General features: G+C 71.1%; 15 protein-coding genes and 3 tRNA genes. 9 read left to right on the forward strand and 9 right to left on the reverse strand.

Annotation, left to right across the window (positions count from 1 at the left end; genetic code table 11):
- Window positions 1–86: 86 nt before the first annotated feature.
- The 3 genes from ACFT7S_RS20815 to ACFT7S_RS20825 all read right to left on the reverse strand — a co-directional run bounded on the left by ACFT7S_RS20815 (window position 87) and on the right by ACFT7S_RS20825 (window position 3474).
- A complete protein-coding gene (locus tag ACFT7S_RS20815; RefSeq protein WP_382734263.1) occupies window positions 87–1592 on the reverse strand; it encodes an alpha-N-arabinofuranosidase in 1506 nt (501 codons plus the stop codon).
- 335 nt (window positions 1593–1927) lie between these two features.
- Window positions 1928–2356 carry an organic hydroperoxide resistance protein gene (locus ACFT7S_RS20820; protein ID WP_382733944.1) on the reverse strand — a complete coding sequence of 143 codons (429 nt, stop codon included), beginning with the start codon at window positions 2354–2356 and terminating at the stop codon, window positions 1928–1930.
- Between the two features lie 98 nt (window positions 2357–2454).
- Complete coding sequence (locus ACFT7S_RS20825; RefSeq protein WP_382733946.1) at window positions 2455–3474, reverse strand: NADP-dependent oxidoreductase; 1020 nt, start codon at window positions 3472–3474, stop codon at window positions 2455–2457.
- A gap of 111 nt (window positions 3475–3585) precedes the next feature.
- Between ACFT7S_RS20825 and ACFT7S_RS20830 the strand changes: the two genes are divergently transcribed.
- A complete protein-coding gene (locus tag ACFT7S_RS20830; RefSeq protein ID WP_382733948.1) occupies window positions 3586–4023 on the forward strand; it encodes a MarR family winged helix-turn-helix transcriptional regulator in 438 nt (145 codons plus the stop codon).
- A gap of 60 nt (window positions 4024–4083) precedes the next feature.
- Here the strand turns inward: ACFT7S_RS20830 and ACFT7S_RS20835 are convergent, their stop codons facing one another.
- A complete protein-coding gene (locus ACFT7S_RS20835) occupies window positions 4084–4857 on the reverse strand; it encodes a hypothetical protein (RefSeq protein WP_382733951.1) in 774 nt (257 codons plus the stop codon).
- Between the two features lie 144 nt (window positions 4858–5001).
- Here ACFT7S_RS20835 and ACFT7S_RS20840 point away from each other — a divergent pair, with 144 nt between their 5' ends.
- The 3 genes from ACFT7S_RS20840 to ACFT7S_RS20850 all read left to right on the forward strand — a co-directional run bounded on the left by ACFT7S_RS20840 (window position 5002) and on the right by ACFT7S_RS20850 (window position 8423).
- Entirely contained in the window at window positions 5002–5568 is a 567-nt protein-coding gene (locus ACFT7S_RS20840) for a hypothetical protein (RefSeq protein ID WP_382733954.1), read from the forward strand.
- Between the two features lie 131 nt (window positions 5569–5699).
- On the forward strand, window positions 5700–6737 hold the full coding sequence (locus ACFT7S_RS20845; RefSeq protein ID WP_382733956.1) for a rod shape-determining protein: 1038 nt from the start codon (window positions 5700–5702) through the stop codon (window positions 6735–6737).
- A gap of 27 nt (window positions 6738–6764) precedes the next feature.
- A complete protein-coding gene (locus tag ACFT7S_RS20850) occupies window positions 6765–8423 on the forward strand; it encodes a GAF domain-containing protein (RefSeq protein WP_382733959.1) in 1659 nt (552 codons plus the stop codon).
- Here ACFT7S_RS20850 and ACFT7S_RS20855 read toward each other — a convergent pair.
- Window positions 8401–8832 (reverse strand): Lrp/AsnC family transcriptional regulator, encoded by a 432-nt coding sequence (locus ACFT7S_RS20855; RefSeq protein WP_382733962.1) that lies wholly within the window; start codon window positions 8830–8832, stop codon window positions 8401–8403. The genes ACFT7S_RS20850 and ACFT7S_RS20855 overlap by 23 nt on opposite strands.
- Window positions 8833–8960: 128 nt before the next feature.
- Here ACFT7S_RS20855 and ACFT7S_RS20860 point away from each other — a divergent pair, with 128 nt between their 5' ends.
- The 3 genes from ACFT7S_RS20860 (at window position 8961) to ACFT7S_RS20870 (ending at window position 12580) form a co-directional block, all read left to right on the forward strand.
- Window positions 8961–10175: a nitrate/nitrite transporter gene (locus ACFT7S_RS20860; RefSeq protein WP_382733965.1), complete on the forward strand. Its 1215-nt coding sequence runs from the start codon at window positions 8961–8963 to the stop codon at window positions 10173–10175.
- 49 nt (window positions 10176–10224) lie between these two features.
- Window positions 10225–11703 carry an acyl-CoA synthetase gene (locus ACFT7S_RS20865; RefSeq protein WP_382733967.1) on the forward strand — a complete coding sequence of 493 codons (1479 nt, stop codon included), beginning with the start codon at window positions 10225–10227 and terminating at the stop codon, window positions 11701–11703.
- Window positions 11704–11782: 79 nt separating this feature from the next.
- Window positions 11783–12580: a VOC family protein gene (locus tag ACFT7S_RS20870; RefSeq protein ID WP_382733969.1), complete on the forward strand. Its 798-nt coding sequence runs from the start codon at window positions 11783–11785 to the stop codon at window positions 12578–12580.
- Window positions 12581–12619: 39 nt separating this feature from the next.
- Here ACFT7S_RS20870 and ACFT7S_RS20875 read toward each other — a convergent pair whose 3' ends face one another.
- The 4 genes from ACFT7S_RS20875 to ACFT7S_RS20890 form a co-directional block, all read right to left on the reverse strand.
- A complete protein-coding gene (locus ACFT7S_RS20875; protein WP_382733972.1) occupies window positions 12620–13891 on the reverse strand; it encodes an MFS transporter in 1272 nt (423 codons plus the stop codon).
- A gap of 191 nt (window positions 13892–14082) precedes the next feature.
- Window positions 14083–14156: transfer RNA gene (locus ACFT7S_RS20880), tRNA-Ile, on the reverse strand.
- A gap of 212 nt (window positions 14157–14368) precedes the next feature.
- Window positions 14369–14441, reverse strand: a tRNA-Asn gene (locus ACFT7S_RS20885).
- 5 nt (window positions 14442–14446) lie between these two features.
- Window positions 14447–14519: transfer RNA gene (locus tag ACFT7S_RS20890), tRNA-Asn, on the reverse strand.
- Window positions 14520–14702: 183 nt separating this feature from the next.
- Between ACFT7S_RS20890 and ACFT7S_RS20895 the strand changes: the two genes are divergently transcribed.
- The gene (locus ACFT7S_RS20895) at window positions 14703–15005 is read left to right on the forward strand and encodes a YtxH domain-containing protein (protein WP_382734265.1); all 303 of its coding nucleotides are present in this window, start codon (window positions 14703–14705) and stop codon (window positions 15003–15005) included.
- A gap of 78 nt (window positions 15006–15083) precedes the next feature.
- Window positions 15084–16529 carry an FGGY family carbohydrate kinase gene (locus ACFT7S_RS20900; RefSeq protein ID WP_382733975.1) on the forward strand — a complete coding sequence of 482 codons (1446 nt, stop codon included), beginning with the start codon at window positions 15084–15086 and terminating at the stop codon, window positions 16527–16529.
- Window positions 16530–16644 lie beyond the last annotated feature (115 nt).

Below are 16644 nucleotides of genomic sequence, written 5' to 3' on the forward strand. Positions count from 1 at the left end.
ATTCTGGGGGGGCCCCGCCTGTACGCAGGGGGCGCCGCTCCTGTTCTGCTGCCGTTCGCCGCCGGTTCGCTGCCGGTTCGCTGCCGTCAGACCAGCCGGATCATGTTCCAGGACATCGGCTCCAGGGTGGCCTTCAGCGTGGAACCGGTGAGCGTGGTGCCCCCGGCGAGGTGCGGGGTGACGCGGTCGGGTTCGGCCAGGGTGTTCCGGGCTTCCGGGTCCGCGTCGGCGAGGACGCTGTGCTCGGCGACGCCCGTCAGGCCGAGGCCGTGCAGCGCGACCTCCAGCGGCAGGGACTCGGTCTGGCCGCGGTTGACCGCGAACACGGTGACGGTGCCGTCCTCGGCGCGTACCGCCGTGGCGTGCAGCAGGTCCGCCTCGCCGTACTTCGCCGTCTCGTACGTGGGCGAGTCCACCCGGACGTCGAGGACCTGGCCCCGCCCGTGCTTCGCCGCCTGGGCGAAGGGGAAGAACGTGGTCTGCCGCCACGCGGGGCCGCCCGGCTCGGTCATGATCGGGGCGATGACGTTGACCAGCTGGGCGAGACAGGCGACCGCCACCCGGTCCGCGTGCCGGAGCAGGGCGATCAGCAACGAGCCGAAGACGACGGCGTCGGTGACCGAGTAGACGTCCTCCAGGAGGCGGGGGGCCTCCTGCCACTCCTCGAAGTCGCTCGGGTTGGGCTTGTCCAAGTACCAGACGTTCCACTCGTCGAAGGAAATGTTGATCTTCTTCTTGGACTTGAGCCGCGCGCCCACGTGGTCGCAGGTCGCGACGACGTTCTCGATGAACGCCTCCATGTCGACGGCGGAGGCCAGGAACGAGTCCCGGTCGCCGTCGGTCTCCCAGTAGTAGGCATGCATGGAGACGAGGTCGACCAGGTCGTACGTCTCCTTGAGCACCGTCGCCTCCCACTCGGCGAAGGTGTCCATCGAGGAGCCGGAGGAACCACAGGCCACCAGCTCCACGCTCGGGTCGAGCCGGCGCATCGCCCTGGCCGTCTCCGCCGCGACGCGGGCGTACTCCTCGGCTGTCTTGTGGCCGGTCTGCCAGGGGCCGTCCATCTCGTTGCCGAGACACCACAGCTTGATGCCGAAGGGGTCCTTGTCGCCGTGCTCGACACGCTGGTCCGACAGTGCGGTGCCGCCCGGGTGGTTGGCGTACTCCTGGAGCTCGATGGCCTCGGCCACACCCCGTGTGCCGAGGTTGACCGCCATCATCGGCTCCGCCTCCGGGCCCGCCTTCCGTACGAAGTCGACGAACTCGCTCAGCCCGAAACGGTTGGACTCGGTGGTCCGCCACGCCAGGTCCAGACGGCGCGGGCGGTCCTCGACGGGGCCGACGCTGTCCTCCCAGCGGTAGCCGGAGACGAAGTTCCCGCCGGGGTAGCGGATGGCCGTGGGGCCGAGCTCACGGACCAGTTCGAGCACATCACCGCGCAGGCCCGCCTCGTCGGCGGTGGGGTGGCCCGGCTCGTGGATGCCGGTGTAGACGCAGCGTCCGAGGTGCTCGACGAAGGAACCGAAGATACGGGGGTTCACCTCGCCGACGGTGAAGGCGGGGTGGAGGGTGAAGCGTGCGGGTCGGGTCATCATTCCCTCGTCATGTGTGTGCGAAATAGCGGGCGTCGGGATACCGGCCATGGAGACCTCAGACAACGGCCCGGCCAGCCGTCCTCGCCGTCGTAGCAGTGATGGACGATCACGTCGCGGCCCCGGTCCTTCATCTCTGTTCGGCATATCGAATGGCGCTCGTAACTTCGAACGGACCGTAAAATCGATTCAAGGGTGCGTCAATGGGTTACGCGAAGATTTCGAACAACAACCGAAATCCCGAACAGTGAAACACCGTCAGGCGACGATTCGTCCTGCCGCACGACAAAGGACCGCACCCCGAACAGGGTGCGGTCCTTTGGGCGTTATGCGGATCAGGCGGCCGACAGGGTGACCTTGATGTTGCCGCGGGTCGCGCTCGAGTACGGGCAGACCTGGTGGGCCTTCTCGATCAGCGACTGGGCGGTGGCCCTGTCGACGTTCGGGATGGTCGCGGTGATCGCGACCTCCAGGCCGAAGCCACCCGCCCCGGTCTTGCCGATGCCGACCGAAGCGGTCACGGTCGCGCCGGAGATGTCCGCCTTCTCCTGACGGGCGACCACACCGAGAGCGCCCTGGAAGCAGGCGCTGTAGCCCGCCGCGAAAAGCTGCTCCGGGTTGGTGCCCGCTCCGCTGCCGCCCATTTCCTTCGGCGGATTGACGACAACGTCGAGCTTGCCGTCATCGGTGGAGACACGGCCGTCGCGGCCGTTCTCCGCAGTGGCGACCGCGGTGTAGGCGACGTCTATCTGCTGAATGGTCATACCGAGGATTCCTCCTGCTGATGCGCCGCGACTCGCGCCCACGATCGCGACGGCCTGCCGGAGAGCCTAACGGGTGGCCCGGAACGGCCGGATGGCGGTCAGACCAGCGAGACGATCATCTTGCCGGTGTTCTCGCCGCGCATCAGACCGAGGAACGCCTCGAATCCGTTCTCGATGCCCTCGACGGTCGTCTCCTGGTACTTCAGCTCACCGGAGGCCAGCCAGCCCGCGACATCCCGGACGAACTGCGGCTGGAGCGCGGCGTGGTCGCTCACGAGCACGCCCTGGAGGCGCAGCCGCTTGCCGATGACCAGCGCGAGGTTGCGCGGGGCGGGGGTGGGCTCGGTCGCGTTGTACTGGGCGATCATTCCGCAGATGGTGGCGCGGCCGTGCACGTTGAACGAGGAGAGCGCCGCCTCCAGGTGCTCGCCGCCGACGTTGTCGAAGTAGACGTCGATACCGTCCGGGGCGGCTTCGCGCAGCTGCTGGCCGACAGGGCCGTTCTTGTAGTTGAACGCGGCGTCGAAGCCGTACTCCTCGACGAGGAGCTTGACCTTCTCGTCGGAGCCCGCCGAGCCGATGACCCGCGCGGCGCCCTTGATCTTCGCCATCTGGCCGACCTGGCTGCCGACGGCGCCGGCCGCGCCGGAGACGAAGACGGTGTCGCCCTCCTTGAAGGAGGCGACCTCGAACAGGCCCGCGTAGGCGGTGAGTCCGGTCATACCGAGCACACCGAGGTAGGCGGAGAGCGGGGCGAGGGAGGCGTCGACCTTCACCGCGTGCTTGGCGGGGACGTCGGCGTACTCCCGCCAGCCGAGCCCGTGCAGGACGTGGTCGCCGACGGCGAAGCCCTCGGCGTTGGAGGCGATGACCTCGCCGACCGCGCCGCCGTCCATGGGGTGGTCGAGCTTGAAGGGCGGGGTGTACGACTTCACATCGTTCATCCGGCCACGCATGTAGGGGTCGACCGAGAAGTGCAGATTGCGGACGAGGACGCGACCTTCGGCCGGGGCGGTGACGGGGGCCTCACGCAGCGCGAAGTCCTCGGCCACGGGCCAGCCGCTCGGGCGGGCGACGAGGTGCCATTCGCGGCTGGAGGTGGGAAGTGCTGCAGACATGGGCTCGGGCTCCTAGATGCCTTCCGGGGGAAGCAGAAAATGCTTCATGATGTGAAACAACCATGCGCCTGAATATTTCACCTTGTCAAGCAAGTGGGTATCCTGTGTGTCATGACCACCCCGCGCACAGACCCCGTGACCCTCGAAGTGGTCGAGCTGATCGGCACCGTAGTGGCGCGCTACTACGAGGAGTACGAGCAGGCGGCTGCCGCACACTCGCTCACCGGCGCGCAGGCCCGGGTGCTCGGGCTGCTCTCCCTGGAACCGATGCCCATGCGGAAGGTCGCCCGGAAGCTGCGGTGCGAGCCGTCGAACATCACCGGCATCGTCGACCGGCTGGAGGCCCGCGGCCTCGTGGAGCGGCGCCCCGACCCGTCCGACCGGCGGGTGAAGCTGGCAGCGCCCACCGAGGAGGGCATCGGGACCGCGCGCCAGCTGCGCGAGGCTCTCGGCTTCGCCCGTGAGCCCCTCGCCGAACTGTCGGACGCGGAGCGGACCGTGCTGCGGGATCTGCTGCGCCGCATGCTGGGCGCCGACGTCACCCCGTAGCCGACGTGACCCCGTAGCCGACGTGACCCCGTAACCGCCGCTACCGGGCGCGGCGGCCCGTCAGGTGCACCACCACAGGAACCAGTCGCACGTCTCGGTCGGCTGCGGGGTCGGGGTCGGGGCCGGGGCCGGGGGATCCTGCGGTGCGGACGGGGTCGGTTCGCCGGTGGGGCCCGACGGGCCGGCCGACCCGTCGGTGTCGTCAGGCACGGGTGGCACGGTCGTGGAGGCGGACCCGGAGGGCGAGGGCGTGGCCGAGGCGGTGGGCTTTTCGGCGCGCGGCGATTTCGTGGGCTTCGCCGCACCGGTTCCCGTGGCGCCGGCGGGGGTCGTGAGGCGTGCGGTGGGGCTGTCCACCGGTCCCGGGTGGTCGGGCGTGATGCTCCCCGAGGGCTCCGGGGCGGGCTCGGCCGTCGTGACGGACTCGCGCACATACTCCGCGGCGCCGCTGTCGCCCTCCGGTGCGGTGGCCAGCCGGGTCACGCCCAGCGCGCCGACCGCGAGCACCAGACCGAGCACCGCGAGCAGCGCCGTACGGCCCCGTCGCCGGTGACCGCGCCTGCCGCGGCCCTCACTCCTGCCCCGGCCCTCACTCCGACCACGGCCCTCGCGCTTCTTCGCGCCGCGTCCGGCACTCCGGCCGCGTGCGGGCTCGGCGGCACGACGGCGGCGCCCCGCGGCCACGGAGGGCTCACGGGTTTCGTCCCGCAGCTCCGGTTCATGGCCGGAGTACGCGGGGGCGGCGTAGAGGCCGAGCGCCTCGGCGGGGGTTCCGCATCCGGCGCAGGCCAGAGCGCCGTTGAGGTGTCGTCGGCACGGTTGGCAGTAATCCATGGCGCCCGCAGAGTAGACGTGCGCAGAACAACGGAGGAAGCCGCTCAGGTGAGGATCGTGTGTGGAAATCGCTGTTCCACGGCGTGGGAGTCCGATACGCGTGACACCGCTCCGATACGCGCCACACGCGGGAGGATGGGCGGCATGACCGCTCCCGCCCCGTTCGGGCCGCTCGAATTCCAGCTCGTCCTGCTGCGCCGGATGGCCGATCACCAGCCGGAGCTCGTCGAGGAAGCCCGGCAGGAACTGAGCGCATCGCTCGCCGATATGCGGGAGGCCAACCGTCGCTGGCAGGCCATGGCGAGGGCGCCCCGGGGGCGGGGGACGCTGCGGCGCTACCGCTCCGTACTCGGGGAGCCCGAGCTGTCCGTACGCCGCACGGTCGGCGATCTGGAATGCGACGCGCTGTTCTGGCCGATGCCGCTCTGGCCCGGTCTGCGGTTCGAGGTGATGGCCGCGCCGGGCGGAGCGGTATGGAACGAGTGGCTGGTCCGCGCGCCGGGGGCGACCGGCCCCGAGCTTCGTACCGTCGAGGATCTGCGCCCCTGGTCGTGCACCGTGGACGAGGTCGCCAGGGCCTTCGCGCCGGCCAGACCGATGGAGGGCAGCGCCCCGACCCGGTGGGCGCTGGCGATCACCGATCCCGGCAGCGGGCGGCCGTACGTCGCGGAGTTCACCTGGGGGCTGTTCCAGCGGCTACTGCCCGGCTGACCTGGCATCTCGTCAGCTCGATACCCTCCTACGGCTCATCCCAGCGGGCGTGACGCCTCCCCAGGGGCAACGATGCAAGGAGAACCGGCTGCCGCCGGTACCCCGCCCCAGCGTTCTCGGGAGAACCTGCCGTGACCGTCAGTCTTGAGCAGTTGCGCCGTTGCCACATCGCCGTCGATCTCGGGGCCGCAAGGACCCGTGTGTACGTCAAGGGGCTGGGGCTCGTCGTCGACGAGCCGAGTGTCGCAGCCGTGAACACCCGTACCGGTTCGCTCATCGCCGTCGGCGCGCTCGCCGAACAGATGACCGGCCGGACGCCCGCGTACATCCGGGTGGCCCGCCCGGTCTCCGGCGGGACCGTCGTCGACATCGATATGGCCCAGCGCATGCTGCGTCATCTGCTCGGCGACAAGCTCCGCCGCCAGTTGCGCCGCAAGCCCCGGCTGCGTGCCGCCGCCTGCACCCCGCACAACAGTGATCCGCTCGCCCAGCGCGCCGCCATCGAGACCCTCGTCGGGCTCGGTGCCCGGCGGGTCGAACTGGTCGACACCCTGATCGCGGCGGCTGTCGGCTGCGGTCTGCCCGTGGAGCAGCCGATCGCCACCATGATCATGGTGTGCGGGGCGGCCACCACCCAGATCGCGGTGCTGTCGCTCGGGTCGATCGTGACCGCCGTACGGATTCCGGTCGGGGGCAACGCCATCGACCACGCGATCATCCAGCACCTGCGCCAGCAGCACGAGCTGATGCTCCCGAGCCAGGCCGTGCGCCCCCTGCAACTGGCGCTCAGCGGCAACGGTCTGACGCCCAAGGGCCCAGCCATGACCGAGATCCACGGCCGCGACGTGGCCACCGGCCTGGCCCGCTCGGTGCAGGTCGACACCGCCGCCGTCCGGCAGGCCATCCACACCCCGCTGACCGCGGTGCTCGACGGGCTCGGCAAGGTGCTGCGCGACTGCCCGCCCGATCTGGTGGCCGACCTGGCGGACCGCGGCATCATGATGGTCGGCGGAAGCGCGCTGCTGCCCGGCCTCGACCAGATGCTGCGGGACGCGACGGGCATGCCCGTGAACATCGCCGAACGGCCCGACGTGTGCTCCGTGCTCGGTCTCGGCGCCATGCTGGACGGCAAGATCCAGCCAATGGTCCTCGACCCGCTCGCCGAATGACAGCCGGCGGCTCCTGAGGGGGAGCGCATGCCCGGGGATTGCACGGCACAGGACACGGCACTGCACACCGAGCAGGACACGGAGCAGGTCACGAAGCGGAACTCCGGGCGGGACGAGGAGGCGGCGGGCACGGGTGCGCGGCGCACCGCGCCGCCCCGGCTGCCCGAACTGCTGGAGGCGGTGCTCAGCGTCGGCTCCGATCTCGACCAGCGGGCCACGCTCCAGCAGATCGTGGACACCGCCACCGCCCTGACCGAGGCACGCTACGGGGCCCTCGGCGTCCTCGACCCCGTCCGCGACCGCATCACCGAGCTGTACACGACCGGTCTCACCGACGCGGAACGGCAGCGCATCGGCCGGCTCCCGGACGGCCACCACGGCGTCATCGGCCTCCTCGTCGACGATCCGCAGCCGCTGCGCTGCGACGACCTGACCACCGATCCGCGCGCCTGCGGCGTGCCGCCGGGCCACCCTCCGATGCGTTCCTTCCTCGGGGTCCCGATCCGGGTGCACGACGAGGTGTTCGGCAACCTCTACCTCGCGGACAAGCGCTCCGGCTCCTTCGACGACACGGATACTGGGCTGCTGCGGGTCCTCGCCGCCCAGGCGGGCATCGCGCTCGGCAACGCCCGCCTCTACGGGACGGCCCGCCAGCGGGAACGCTGGATCGAGGGCGCCGCCGCCGTGACCACGGCGCTGCTGACCCGCGCCGACGCCACGGACGCCCTGAGAACCGTCGCCGAGCAGGCCAGGGTGCTGGCAGGGGCCTCGGCCGGGGTGATCCTCCAGCCGACGGCGGAGGGCGGGATGGAGATCGTCACCGCGTCCACCCCCGACGACCCGGCCGGCATCGTCGGTACGGTCATCGAGCCCGGCTCCCCCGTCCTCGTCCAGCTCCTGGCCGGCGAACCCGTCTTCATCGACGACTCGGCCTCCGACCCCCGGATGACGACGCCGGTACGGTCACGGTTCGGCCCCAGCATGATGCTGCCGCTGCAGAGCGGGGGCCGGCTCATCGGCACCCTCGCCCTGCCCCGCGGGCGCGGCGAGCCCCCGTATTCGGCCGTGGAGCGGACGCTCGCCTCACAATTCGCCACGCACGCCGCCCTCGCGCTTGTCCTCGCGGACGCCCAGGACAACAGGGAGCAGCTCGCGGTCTACGAGGACCGCGACCGGATCGCCCGCGATCTGCACGACCTCGTCGTCCAGCGGCTGTTCGCGACCGAGATGATGCTGGAGTCGACCCGCCGCCGTTCCACCGCCCCGGAAACCGACGAACTGCTCGGCAGGGCCGTCGACGAGCTGGACTCCACCATCCAGGAGGTCCGCACCACGATCTTCGCCCTTCAGCAGCCGCCCGCAGAGGTGCCCACCACCTTCCGGGGCCGGGTCCTGCGCGAGACCGGGGGCGCGGCGGCCGTGCTCGGTTTTCAGCCGTCCGTGCACTTCACGGGGGCCGTCGACGCACTCGTCGGGGAACCCGCCGGCACGGATCTCCTCGCCGCGCTGCGCGGCGCCCTGGCCGCCGCGCACCGGCGGGCCGGGGTCTCCGCCATCGAGGTCGAGGTGGACGCGACGGTGCGTACGCCGACGGGCGGCACGGCGGTGCGTCTGGTGGTCGCCGACGACGGGCGCGAGGAGGACGGTACGCGGTCGCCGACCGTCACCTGGCAGGCGCCGCTCTGAGGGCGATCCGGGTGGTGGAGTGGGCGACGCCCGCCTCCCGTTTCAGCCGGCGCAGCAGCGTGTCCAGGGCACCCGGGTCCGCCGCCGTCGCGCGGACGAGGTAGTCGTGGCCGCCCGTCACATGCACCACTTCCGTGATGCCGGGCAGCATGAGCACCGAGCGCTCGAACTCCTCGTTCGTCGTGTCGAGGCGCAGGGACACATCGATGAAGACGACCAGGCCCGAACGGGTGTCGGCGGCCGGGTCCACGATGACGGTGAAGCCGCGGATGACTCCGTCGCGGCGCATGCGGCGTACCCGGTCGCCCGCGGCGTTGGCGCTGAGCCCGACGCGTACGCCCAGGTCCCGGTACGAGATCCGCGCATCCTCCTGGAGGACGGAGAGAATTTCTCTGTCGAGCCTGTCCATACTGCGATTGTCGCAGCATGGGCGGGAAAACGACTGTGCGGAGCCCGGATCCCGGTCCGCGGGCGGCCCCTGCCCCGCATGGAGCAGTCCGACGGGCCCGCAAAGGGCACGCACCCTTGACTTGTGCTGTGCATACCGCCGTCAAGCAGCCGCCCTCCACCCCCGAAGCGGAGGAGTCCGCTGCCCCCTACCGCAACCTCGCGATGGCCACGGTCGGTTTCGCGCTCACCTTCTGGGCCTGGAATCTCATCGCCCCGATGTCCGCGGACTACAAGGACAGGCTGGGGCTCAGCTCCTTCGAGCAGTCGTTCCTGGTCGCCGTGCCGGTGCTCGTCGGTTCGCTGGGCCGGATCCCGGTGGGCGCGCTCACCGACAAGTACGGCGCCCGGCTGATGTTTCCGCTGATCTCGGCGCTGACGGTCGTCCCCGTGCTGCTGCTGATCCCGGCGAAGAACTCGTATGGCGCGATGCTCGCGGTCGGCTTTCTGCTGGGCCTCGGCGGCACCACGTTCGCCATCGGCGTCCCGCTGGTCAACTCGTGGTTCCAGCCCGCCAAGCGGGGCTTCGCGCTCGGGATCTTCGGCATGGGCATGGGCGGGGTGGCACTGTCCGGCTACTTCACACCCCGCATCGCGAAGCACGGCGACAATCTGCCGTTCCTCGTGGTCGGCGGGGCGCTCGTGGTCTACGCCCTGCTCGCCGCCGTACTGATCACCGACCGTCCCGGCCGCAAGATCCCGACCGACACCCTGGCCCACCGCCTGGGCGAGGCCGGGAATCTGCGGGTGACCTGGGAGCTGTCCGCGCTGTACGCGATCGGCTTCGGCGGCATCGTCGCGTTCGGGGTCTATCTGCCGACGTACCTGAAGACGTGGTACGACCTCTCGCCGACCGACGCGGGCACCCGCGCCGCCGGGTTCGCCCTGGTCACGGTCGTCTTCCGGCCGATCGGCGGCTGGCTCTCGGACCGCATCCACCCTGCGCTGGTCACCTCGGTGGCCCTGCTGGCCGCCGCGCTTATGGCGATCGTCCAGGCCTTCGAGCCGCCGCTGGTGCCCGGCGGCACCATCGCGCTGCTCTGCATGGCGGCCGGGCTCGGCACCGCGAGCGGCAGCGTCTTCGCCCTGGTCTCGCAGGTGACACCGCAGCCCAAGGTGGGCAGCGTGACGGGCATCGTCGGCGCGATGGGCGGTCTCGGCGGCTTCGTACCGCCGCTGGTGATGGGCGCGATCTTCAGCGCCAAGGACTCGTACTCGATCGGCTTCATGCTGCTGTCCGACCTGGCCCTGGCCGGGTGCGTGTACGCGTACGGCCGGATGCGTTCGATCCAGCGCGACGACTGAGACCGCCGGGAACGGCAGCGGGCAGCGGGCAGCCCCTAGGCTTCGCCGGGTGACGCCTCTTCTGCCTGCACTCCAGGAACTGTCCGGCCCGTCCGGTCCGTCCGGCCCCGCGGCTTCCCGGGAAGCTGTCCGGTTCGGTGAACTCTCCCTTACGTATGCCCAGTTGGCCGCCGCCTCGGACGCGCTCGCGGCCCGTATCGCGGGTGCTGGACGGGTCGCCATCTGGGCCACGCCGACCGCGGAGACCGTCGTCGCGGTGGTGGCGGCGCTGCGCGCCGGAGTGCCGGCCGTGCCAATCAACCCGAGGACGGGCGAACGCGAACTGGCGCACATCGTCGCCGACAGCGCGCCCTCGACGGTACTCGCCGGGGCCACCGACGTGCTCCCGGCGGCGCTGGCCGGGCTCGAACGCCTGGACACCGATACGACGGCCGCCGCCTCCCCGGACGCCGTTTTCCCCGAGCCCTCCCCCGAGGCTCCCGCCCTGATCGTCTACACCTCCGGCACGACGGGCCCACCGAAGGGCGCGATCCTGCCCCGCCGCGCGATCGCCGCCTCGCTGGACGCGCTGGAGGACGCCTGGCAGTGGACCGGCGACGACGTCCTCGTCCACGCCCTGCCGCTGTTCCATGTGCACGGCCTGATCCTGGGCGTGCTCGGGCCGCTGCGCCGGGGCGGTTCGGTGCGCCACCTCGGCCGGTTCTCCGTCGAGGGGGTGGCCGGGGAGCTGCTGTCCGGGGGCACGATGCTCTTCGGTGTGCCGACGATGTACCACCGGCTGGCCGAGGCGCTCGGTGACCCGGCAGGCTCCCCCGGGCTCACGAAGGCGCTCGCGGGCGCCCGGCTGCTGGTCTCCGGCTCGGCTGCGCTGCCGGTCCACGACCACGAGCGGATCGCGGCGGCGACCGGCCGCCGGGTCATCGAGCGGTACGGGATGACGGAGACCCTGATGAACACGGGCGTACGCGCCGACGGCGAGGCGCGCCCCGGGACGGTCGGCCCGCCCCTGCGCGGCGTCGGGCTCCGCCTGGTCGAGGAGGACGGCACGGTGCTCGACGACCCGGCCGCCATCGGCGAGATCCAGGTACGCGGCCCCAACCTCTTCACCGGCTATCTGAACCGGCCCGACGCGACGGCCGCCGCCCTCACCGAGGACGGCTGGTTCCGTACGGGCGACATGGCCACGCTCGACGCCGACGGCTATGTGCGGATCGTCGGCCGCAGGGCCACCGATCTGATCAAGAGCGGTGGCTACAAGATCGGCGCGGGCGAGATCGAGAACGCCCTGCTGGACCACCCGGCTGTCCGTGAGGCCGCCGTCACCGGCGAGCCCGACCCGGATCTCGGCGAGCGGATCGTCGCCTGGGTGGTGCCCGCCGACCCCGGCTCACCGCCCTCGGCCGAGGAGCTGGCCGCCCATGTCGCAGGCCTGCTGGCCCCGCACAAGCGCCCGCGCACGGTCCGCTACCTGGACGCGCTGCCCCGCAACGACCTGGGAAAGATCATGAAGCGGTCGCTGGGTCGCTGACGCTCCGACGCGCACGGTGATGAATCGTTGGTTAGCGTGAAAAACCGGACGAATCACCGAGTGAAGAGAGAGCAGCGTCATGGCCGAAACACCTGAGGGCGCGCCGATCTGGGCGGACGCCACGTTTCCCGACATCGAAGCGGCCAAGAGCTTCTACGGGGATGTGCTGGGCTGGTCCTACGGCGAGTCGTCGCCGGAGTTCGGTAACTACACCCAGGCGTACGCGGACGGGAAGGCGGTGGCCGCCGTGTCGCCGCCCATGCCCGGCCAGGACGCCCCGGCCGCGTGGTGTCTGTACCTCGCTACCTCGGACGCCTCCGCCACCGCGGGCAAGGTCCGCGACAGCGGCGGCCAGGTGCTGATGGAGCCGATGCAGGTCGGCAACTTCGGCACGATGGTGCTGGCGGCCGACCCGGGCGGGACGGTGTTCGGGATCTGGCAGCCGGACACGCACAAGGGGTTCGAGGCGCAGGCCGTGCCCGGCGCGTTCTGCTGGGCGGAGGTCTTCACCCGGGCACCGGAGAAGTCGGACGCCTTCTTCCCCCGCCTCTTCCCGTACAAGGTGAAGAAGATGGAAGACGAAGCGATCGACTTCGCCGTCTACAACCTGGGCGAGGACACCGTGCTCGGGCGGATGAAGATGACGGACGACTTCCCGCCCGAGGTGCCCTCGTACGTCAACGTGTACTTCACCGTCGCGGACTGCGACGCGGCGGTGGCCAAGGCGACGGAGCGCGGCGCGGTGCTGCGGTTCGGGCCGATGAGCAGCCCGTTCGGACGGTTCGCGGCACTGTCCGACCCGCAGGGAGCAGCGTTCTCGGTCATCGACGTCACCACCACCGAGGGCGAGATGCCCTCGCTGCGCGACGCGGGCTGAGCAGCGACGCCTCGCGCGGGACCCCGGCCGTTTCCCCCTCTACGGCTGTGGGTCCCGTGCGTCGTAACGGGCGAACCCGCGCCACCGCAGCGCCAGCAGGGACACCGCGACCACGCACGCGATCCCGCCCCCGGTAACCGCCACGGCCGGTGAGGCCAGGTCGGCCACCGAACCGGCCAGGAAGTCGCCGAGCCTGGGCCCGCCCGCCACGACCACGATGAAGACGCCCTGGAGGCGCCCCCGCATCTCGTCGGGCACCGCCGCCTGGAGCATCGTGTTGCGGAAGACCATCGAGACGGTGTCCGCACACCCCGCGAGCGCGAGGAAGAGCAGGCCGAGCCAGAGCTGCCGGGTCAGCCCGAAGACGGCGATGGCGGCGCCCCAGCAGGCCACCGCGATCATGACCGCGAGCCCGTGCCGTCTGATCCGCCCCAGCCACCCGGAGAACACCCCGCCCAGCAGCGCGCCCAGCGCCGGGGCGGCGACCAGCAGCCCGGTGGTCTTCGCGTCACCGCCGAACCAGACCACCGCGACCACGGGAAAGAGCGCCCGGGGGTGGGCCAGCACCATGGCGCACAGGTCCGTGAAGAAGGTCATCCGCAGATTGGGCCGGGTCCCCAGGAACCGAAGCCCGTCCAGCACCGAAGCCCGCTTCCCCGCCGTGCCGGTGCCCTCGCCCCGGTCGGGGAGCATCGAGGGCAGCCGCCACATCGCGTACAGCGAGGCGGTGAACGTGAGCGCGTCGACGGTGTACGCGGCCCGGTACCCCCACCAGCCGACGATCAGCCCGCCCAGCATCGGCCCGACGAGCGCGCCCGTGGTGGAGGTCATGGAGTTGAGCGCGTTGGCCGCGGGCAGCTGCTCGGCCGGCAGCAGCCGGGCCACCATCGAGCTGCGGGCCGGTGAGTTGAGCGCGAAGCAGACGGCCTGGAGGGCGACGACCGCGTAGAGCGGCCCCACCCGCTCCACCCCCGCGACCGTCACGGCGACCAGCGCGAGCGACAGGACGAACGAACCGGTGGCGCTGAAGAGCCCGAGCCTGCGCCGGTCGACGGTGTCCGCGATCGCCCCGCCGTACAGCCCGAACACGACCAGCGGCACGAGCGAACAGAACCCGATGAGCCCGACGGAGAACGCGGACCCGGTGATGTCGTAGACCTGGAGCGACACGGCGAGCGCCGTCATGCCCTGACCGATCCAGGACACGGTGTTCCCGAACCAGAGACGCCGGTAGTCGGGGGAGGTCCGCAGCGGCGTCAGGTCCGCGAGTATGCGGGTGCGATGTGCGGGTTCTTCGGTCGTTTCGGTCACAGGGGATGGTAACGACCACCGGCACGAGCAGGGCGAACAGGCGATCGAGCCTCACTTCGACCGCTCCGCCGTACGCGTGCGGAGACGACCCGGATACGACCGAGCCCCCGGTGCGTCGCGTTCGATACGCGCGTCCTCGGGGGCATGCTGGTTCCCTCAGCTCGAAACGATTCTGCTGGGAACAGCGGGAGTGGGGCGGGTGGGACTCGAACCCACGGCCGACGGATTATGAGTCCGCTGCTCTAACCGGCTGAGCTACCGCCCCGTTTCGGCGTGGCGCGTACACGTGTGCGCGCCGTCTGCCGCAGCATAGCCGGTCATACGATCTCTCGCTTCGGATGCCCTGCTTCGCATGACCATGAGGACTGCGGTGCTGCCTGCCCGGTTCCGGCCGCCGCGAAGTCCCCACGAAAGAGTCACCGCGGGAGTCCTCCCGGGCACACGAAAAAGGACCCCGAAGGGCCCTCTTTCGTTCTGCTCCCCCGACTGGACTCGAACCAGTAACCCTCCGGTTAACAGCCGAATGCTCTGCCAATTGAGCTACAGGGGACCGCGCTCCCCCGACTGGACTCGAACCAGTAACCTGCCGGTTAACAGCCGGCTGCTCTGCCAATTGAGCTACAGGGGATTGTGGCGTTGCCTCGAAATCGTACCTACCTGGCGGCTGCCGGGCGGCGCGCGTTCGCTGCGACACATACATTAGCGCAAGCAGGGGGGTGCTCCGCCAATCGGTTCCGCCCGGGGTGATCTCGGGTGCCCACGGGTAGGCGGGCAAGCACACGTCGTACGGAGCGAAGGAAGGATGGCAGCCATGCGGTACCGGCTCACATTCATCGCCGGACTGGCCCTCGGTTACGTGCTCGGCACGCGAGCCGGGCGCGAGCGTTACGAGCAACTGAAGAGGTCCGCGCAGCAGCTGGCCCAGAATCCCGCCGTCCGGAACGCCGCCGAGTCGGCGGCCCAGGGCGGCCGGGAGTTCGCCGGCAAGGCGTACCACTCGGTGAGCGAGACGGTCGGGGACCGGGTGCCCGCGTCCGTCGCCGACCGGGTGCGCTCGCTGCGTGAACGCAGCGCGCACAACGGCGGCGACGACTGGGGCACAACCAATACCTAGTCGGCGCGAGGGGCCCGCGCCGGGCGTCCGACAACGTCCGGTGCGGGAAAGCTCCGCCGGTGCGGCAGAATCTTGGGTATGGGCATAGTCGCCGGCTTGGACAGTTCTTCCGCCTTCACTCACATCGTCGTCTGTGACACGGACACGGGCGCCGTGCTGCGGCAGGGGTATGCCGCACACCCCGTCGAGGCGAAGGCCACCGAGGTCGATCCGCAGGTCTGGCTGCTCTCGCTCGGCGAGGCGGCCGCCGGCGGGCTGCTCGAAGGCGTGCAGGCCATCGGCGTCTCCGCCCAGCAGCACGGCCTCGTCCCCCTGGACCACCAGGGCAATCTCGTACGTCCCGCGCTGCTCGGCAACGACCGGCGGGCGCAGGTCGCCGCGGCCGATCTGATCGACGGGCTCGGTGGCCGTCAGCCCTGGGCCGAGGCGGTCGGTGCCGTGCCGCAGGCCGCGCAGCCGGTGGCGAAGCTGCGCTGGCTGGCGCGGACCGAGCCGGAGAACGCCCAGCGCGTCGCCGCCGTCATGCAGCCGCACGACTGGCTGGTGTGGCAGCTGCTGGGCCGTCCGGCCCGGCGCACGACCGACCGCGGCGCCGCCTCCGGTACGGGGTACTGGTCTGCGGGCTCCGCCTCCTACCGTCCCGATCTGGTCGAGCTCGCGCTCGGCCACCAGGCGACGCTGCCCGAGGTGCTCGGCCCGTCGGAGTCCGCAGGGACCACGCCCGAGGGGCTGCTGATCTCCGCGGGTACGGGCGAGACGATGGCCGCCGCCTTCGGGCTCGGGGTCGCCGTCGGCGATGCCGTGGTATCGCTGGGGGCCTCGGGCTCCGTGATGGCCGTGCACCACGAGGCCCTGGCCGATCCGACCGGGATGATCACGTCGTTCGCCGACGCCACCGGGATGCATCTGCCGGTCGTCCACACCTCCAACGCGGTGCGTGCCCTGCGCGGTACCGCCGAGATGCTGGGGACCGAGGGGCTCGACGAGCTGTCCGAACTGGCGCTGAAGTCGACGCCGGGCGCCTCCGGCCTCGTACTCCTGCCGTATCTGGAGGGTGAGCGCACTCCTCAGCTGCCGCACACCGCGGGGACGCTGTGCGGGCTGCGCCGTGAGTCGATGAAGCCGGAGCATCTGGCGCGGGCGGCGTTCGAGGGGATGCTGTGCTCGCTGGCCGACGCGCTGGACGTACTGCGCGGCCGTGGGGTCGAGGTGCGGCGGGTGTTCCTGCTGGGGGCCGCGGCCGAGCTGTCCGCGGTGCAGGCTCTGGCGCCCGCGGTGTTCGGTACGCAGGTCGTCGTGCCGCAGCCCGCCGAGTACGCGGCGCTGGGTGCGGCCCGGCAGGCGGCATGGGCGCTCGGGGTCTCGCAGGGGACGCTCGACCCGCGCACTCCCCCGGCCTGGCAGGGTGCATCGGCCCAGGTGCTCGAGCCCGGTGAGGAACTGGCGGTCGGGCGGGCCGTGCGCCAGCAGTACGAGGCCACGCGGGACCAGATCCACCCCGGGGCCTTCAGCGGTTCCGTCTGAGAAGGAGCCAAGTGTGGGACCCCTTCCGTGATTTGACCTGGGTTTGAGGAAAAGCGTTCGCGGTCGCGGCGTGGAGTACCGGAAAATGGGTCGGCCTCTGCCCAACGCCGACTCC

Origin of the sequence: Streptomyces sp. NPDC057136 (assembly GCF_042670885.1) — a bacterium.
Lineage (GTDB): Bacteria > Actinomycetota > Actinomycetes > Streptomycetales > Streptomycetaceae > Streptomyces.

Bases quoted from the DNA above. Each gene is read 5' to 3' on its own strand.
- ACFT7S_RS20815 (WP_382734263.1), bottom strand. From the start codon at position 1,592: ATGACCCGACCCGCACGCTTCACCCTCCACCCCGCCTTCACCGTCGGC.
- ACFT7S_RS20820 (WP_382733944.1), bottom strand. From the start codon at position 2,356: ATGACCATTCAGCAGATAGACGTCGCCTACACCGCGGTCGCCACTGCG.
- ACFT7S_RS20825 (WP_382733946.1), bottom strand. From the start codon at position 3,474: ATGTCTGCAGCACTTCCCACCTCCAGCCGCGAATGGCACCTCGTCGCC.
- ACFT7S_RS20830 (WP_382733948.1), top strand. From the start codon at position 3,586: ATGACCACCCCGCGCACAGACCCCGTGACCCTCGAAGTGGTCGAGCTG.
- ACFT7S_RS20835 (WP_382733951.1), bottom strand. From the start codon at position 4,857: ATGGATTACTGCCAACCGTGCCGACGACACCTCAACGGCGCTCTGGCC.
- ACFT7S_RS20840 (WP_382733954.1), top strand. From the start codon at position 5,002: ATGACCGCTCCCGCCCCGTTCGGGCCGCTCGAATTCCAGCTCGTCCTG.
- ACFT7S_RS20850 (WP_382733959.1), top strand. From the start codon at position 6,765: ATGCCCGGGGATTGCACGGCACAGGACACGGCACTGCACACCGAGCAG.
- ACFT7S_RS20855 (WP_382733962.1), bottom strand. From the start codon at position 8,832: ATGGACAGGCTCGACAGAGAAATTCTCTCCGTCCTCCAGGAGGATGCG.
- ACFT7S_RS20870 (WP_382733969.1), top strand. From the start codon at position 11,783: ATGGCCGAAACACCTGAGGGCGCGCCGATCTGGGCGGACGCCACGTTT.
- ACFT7S_RS20895 (WP_382734265.1), top strand. From the start codon at position 14,703: ATGCGGTACCGGCTCACATTCATCGCCGGACTGGCCCTCGGTTACGTG.
- ACFT7S_RS20900 (WP_382733975.1), top strand. From the start codon at position 15,084: ATGGGCATAGTCGCCGGCTTGGACAGTTCTTCCGCCTTCACTCACATC.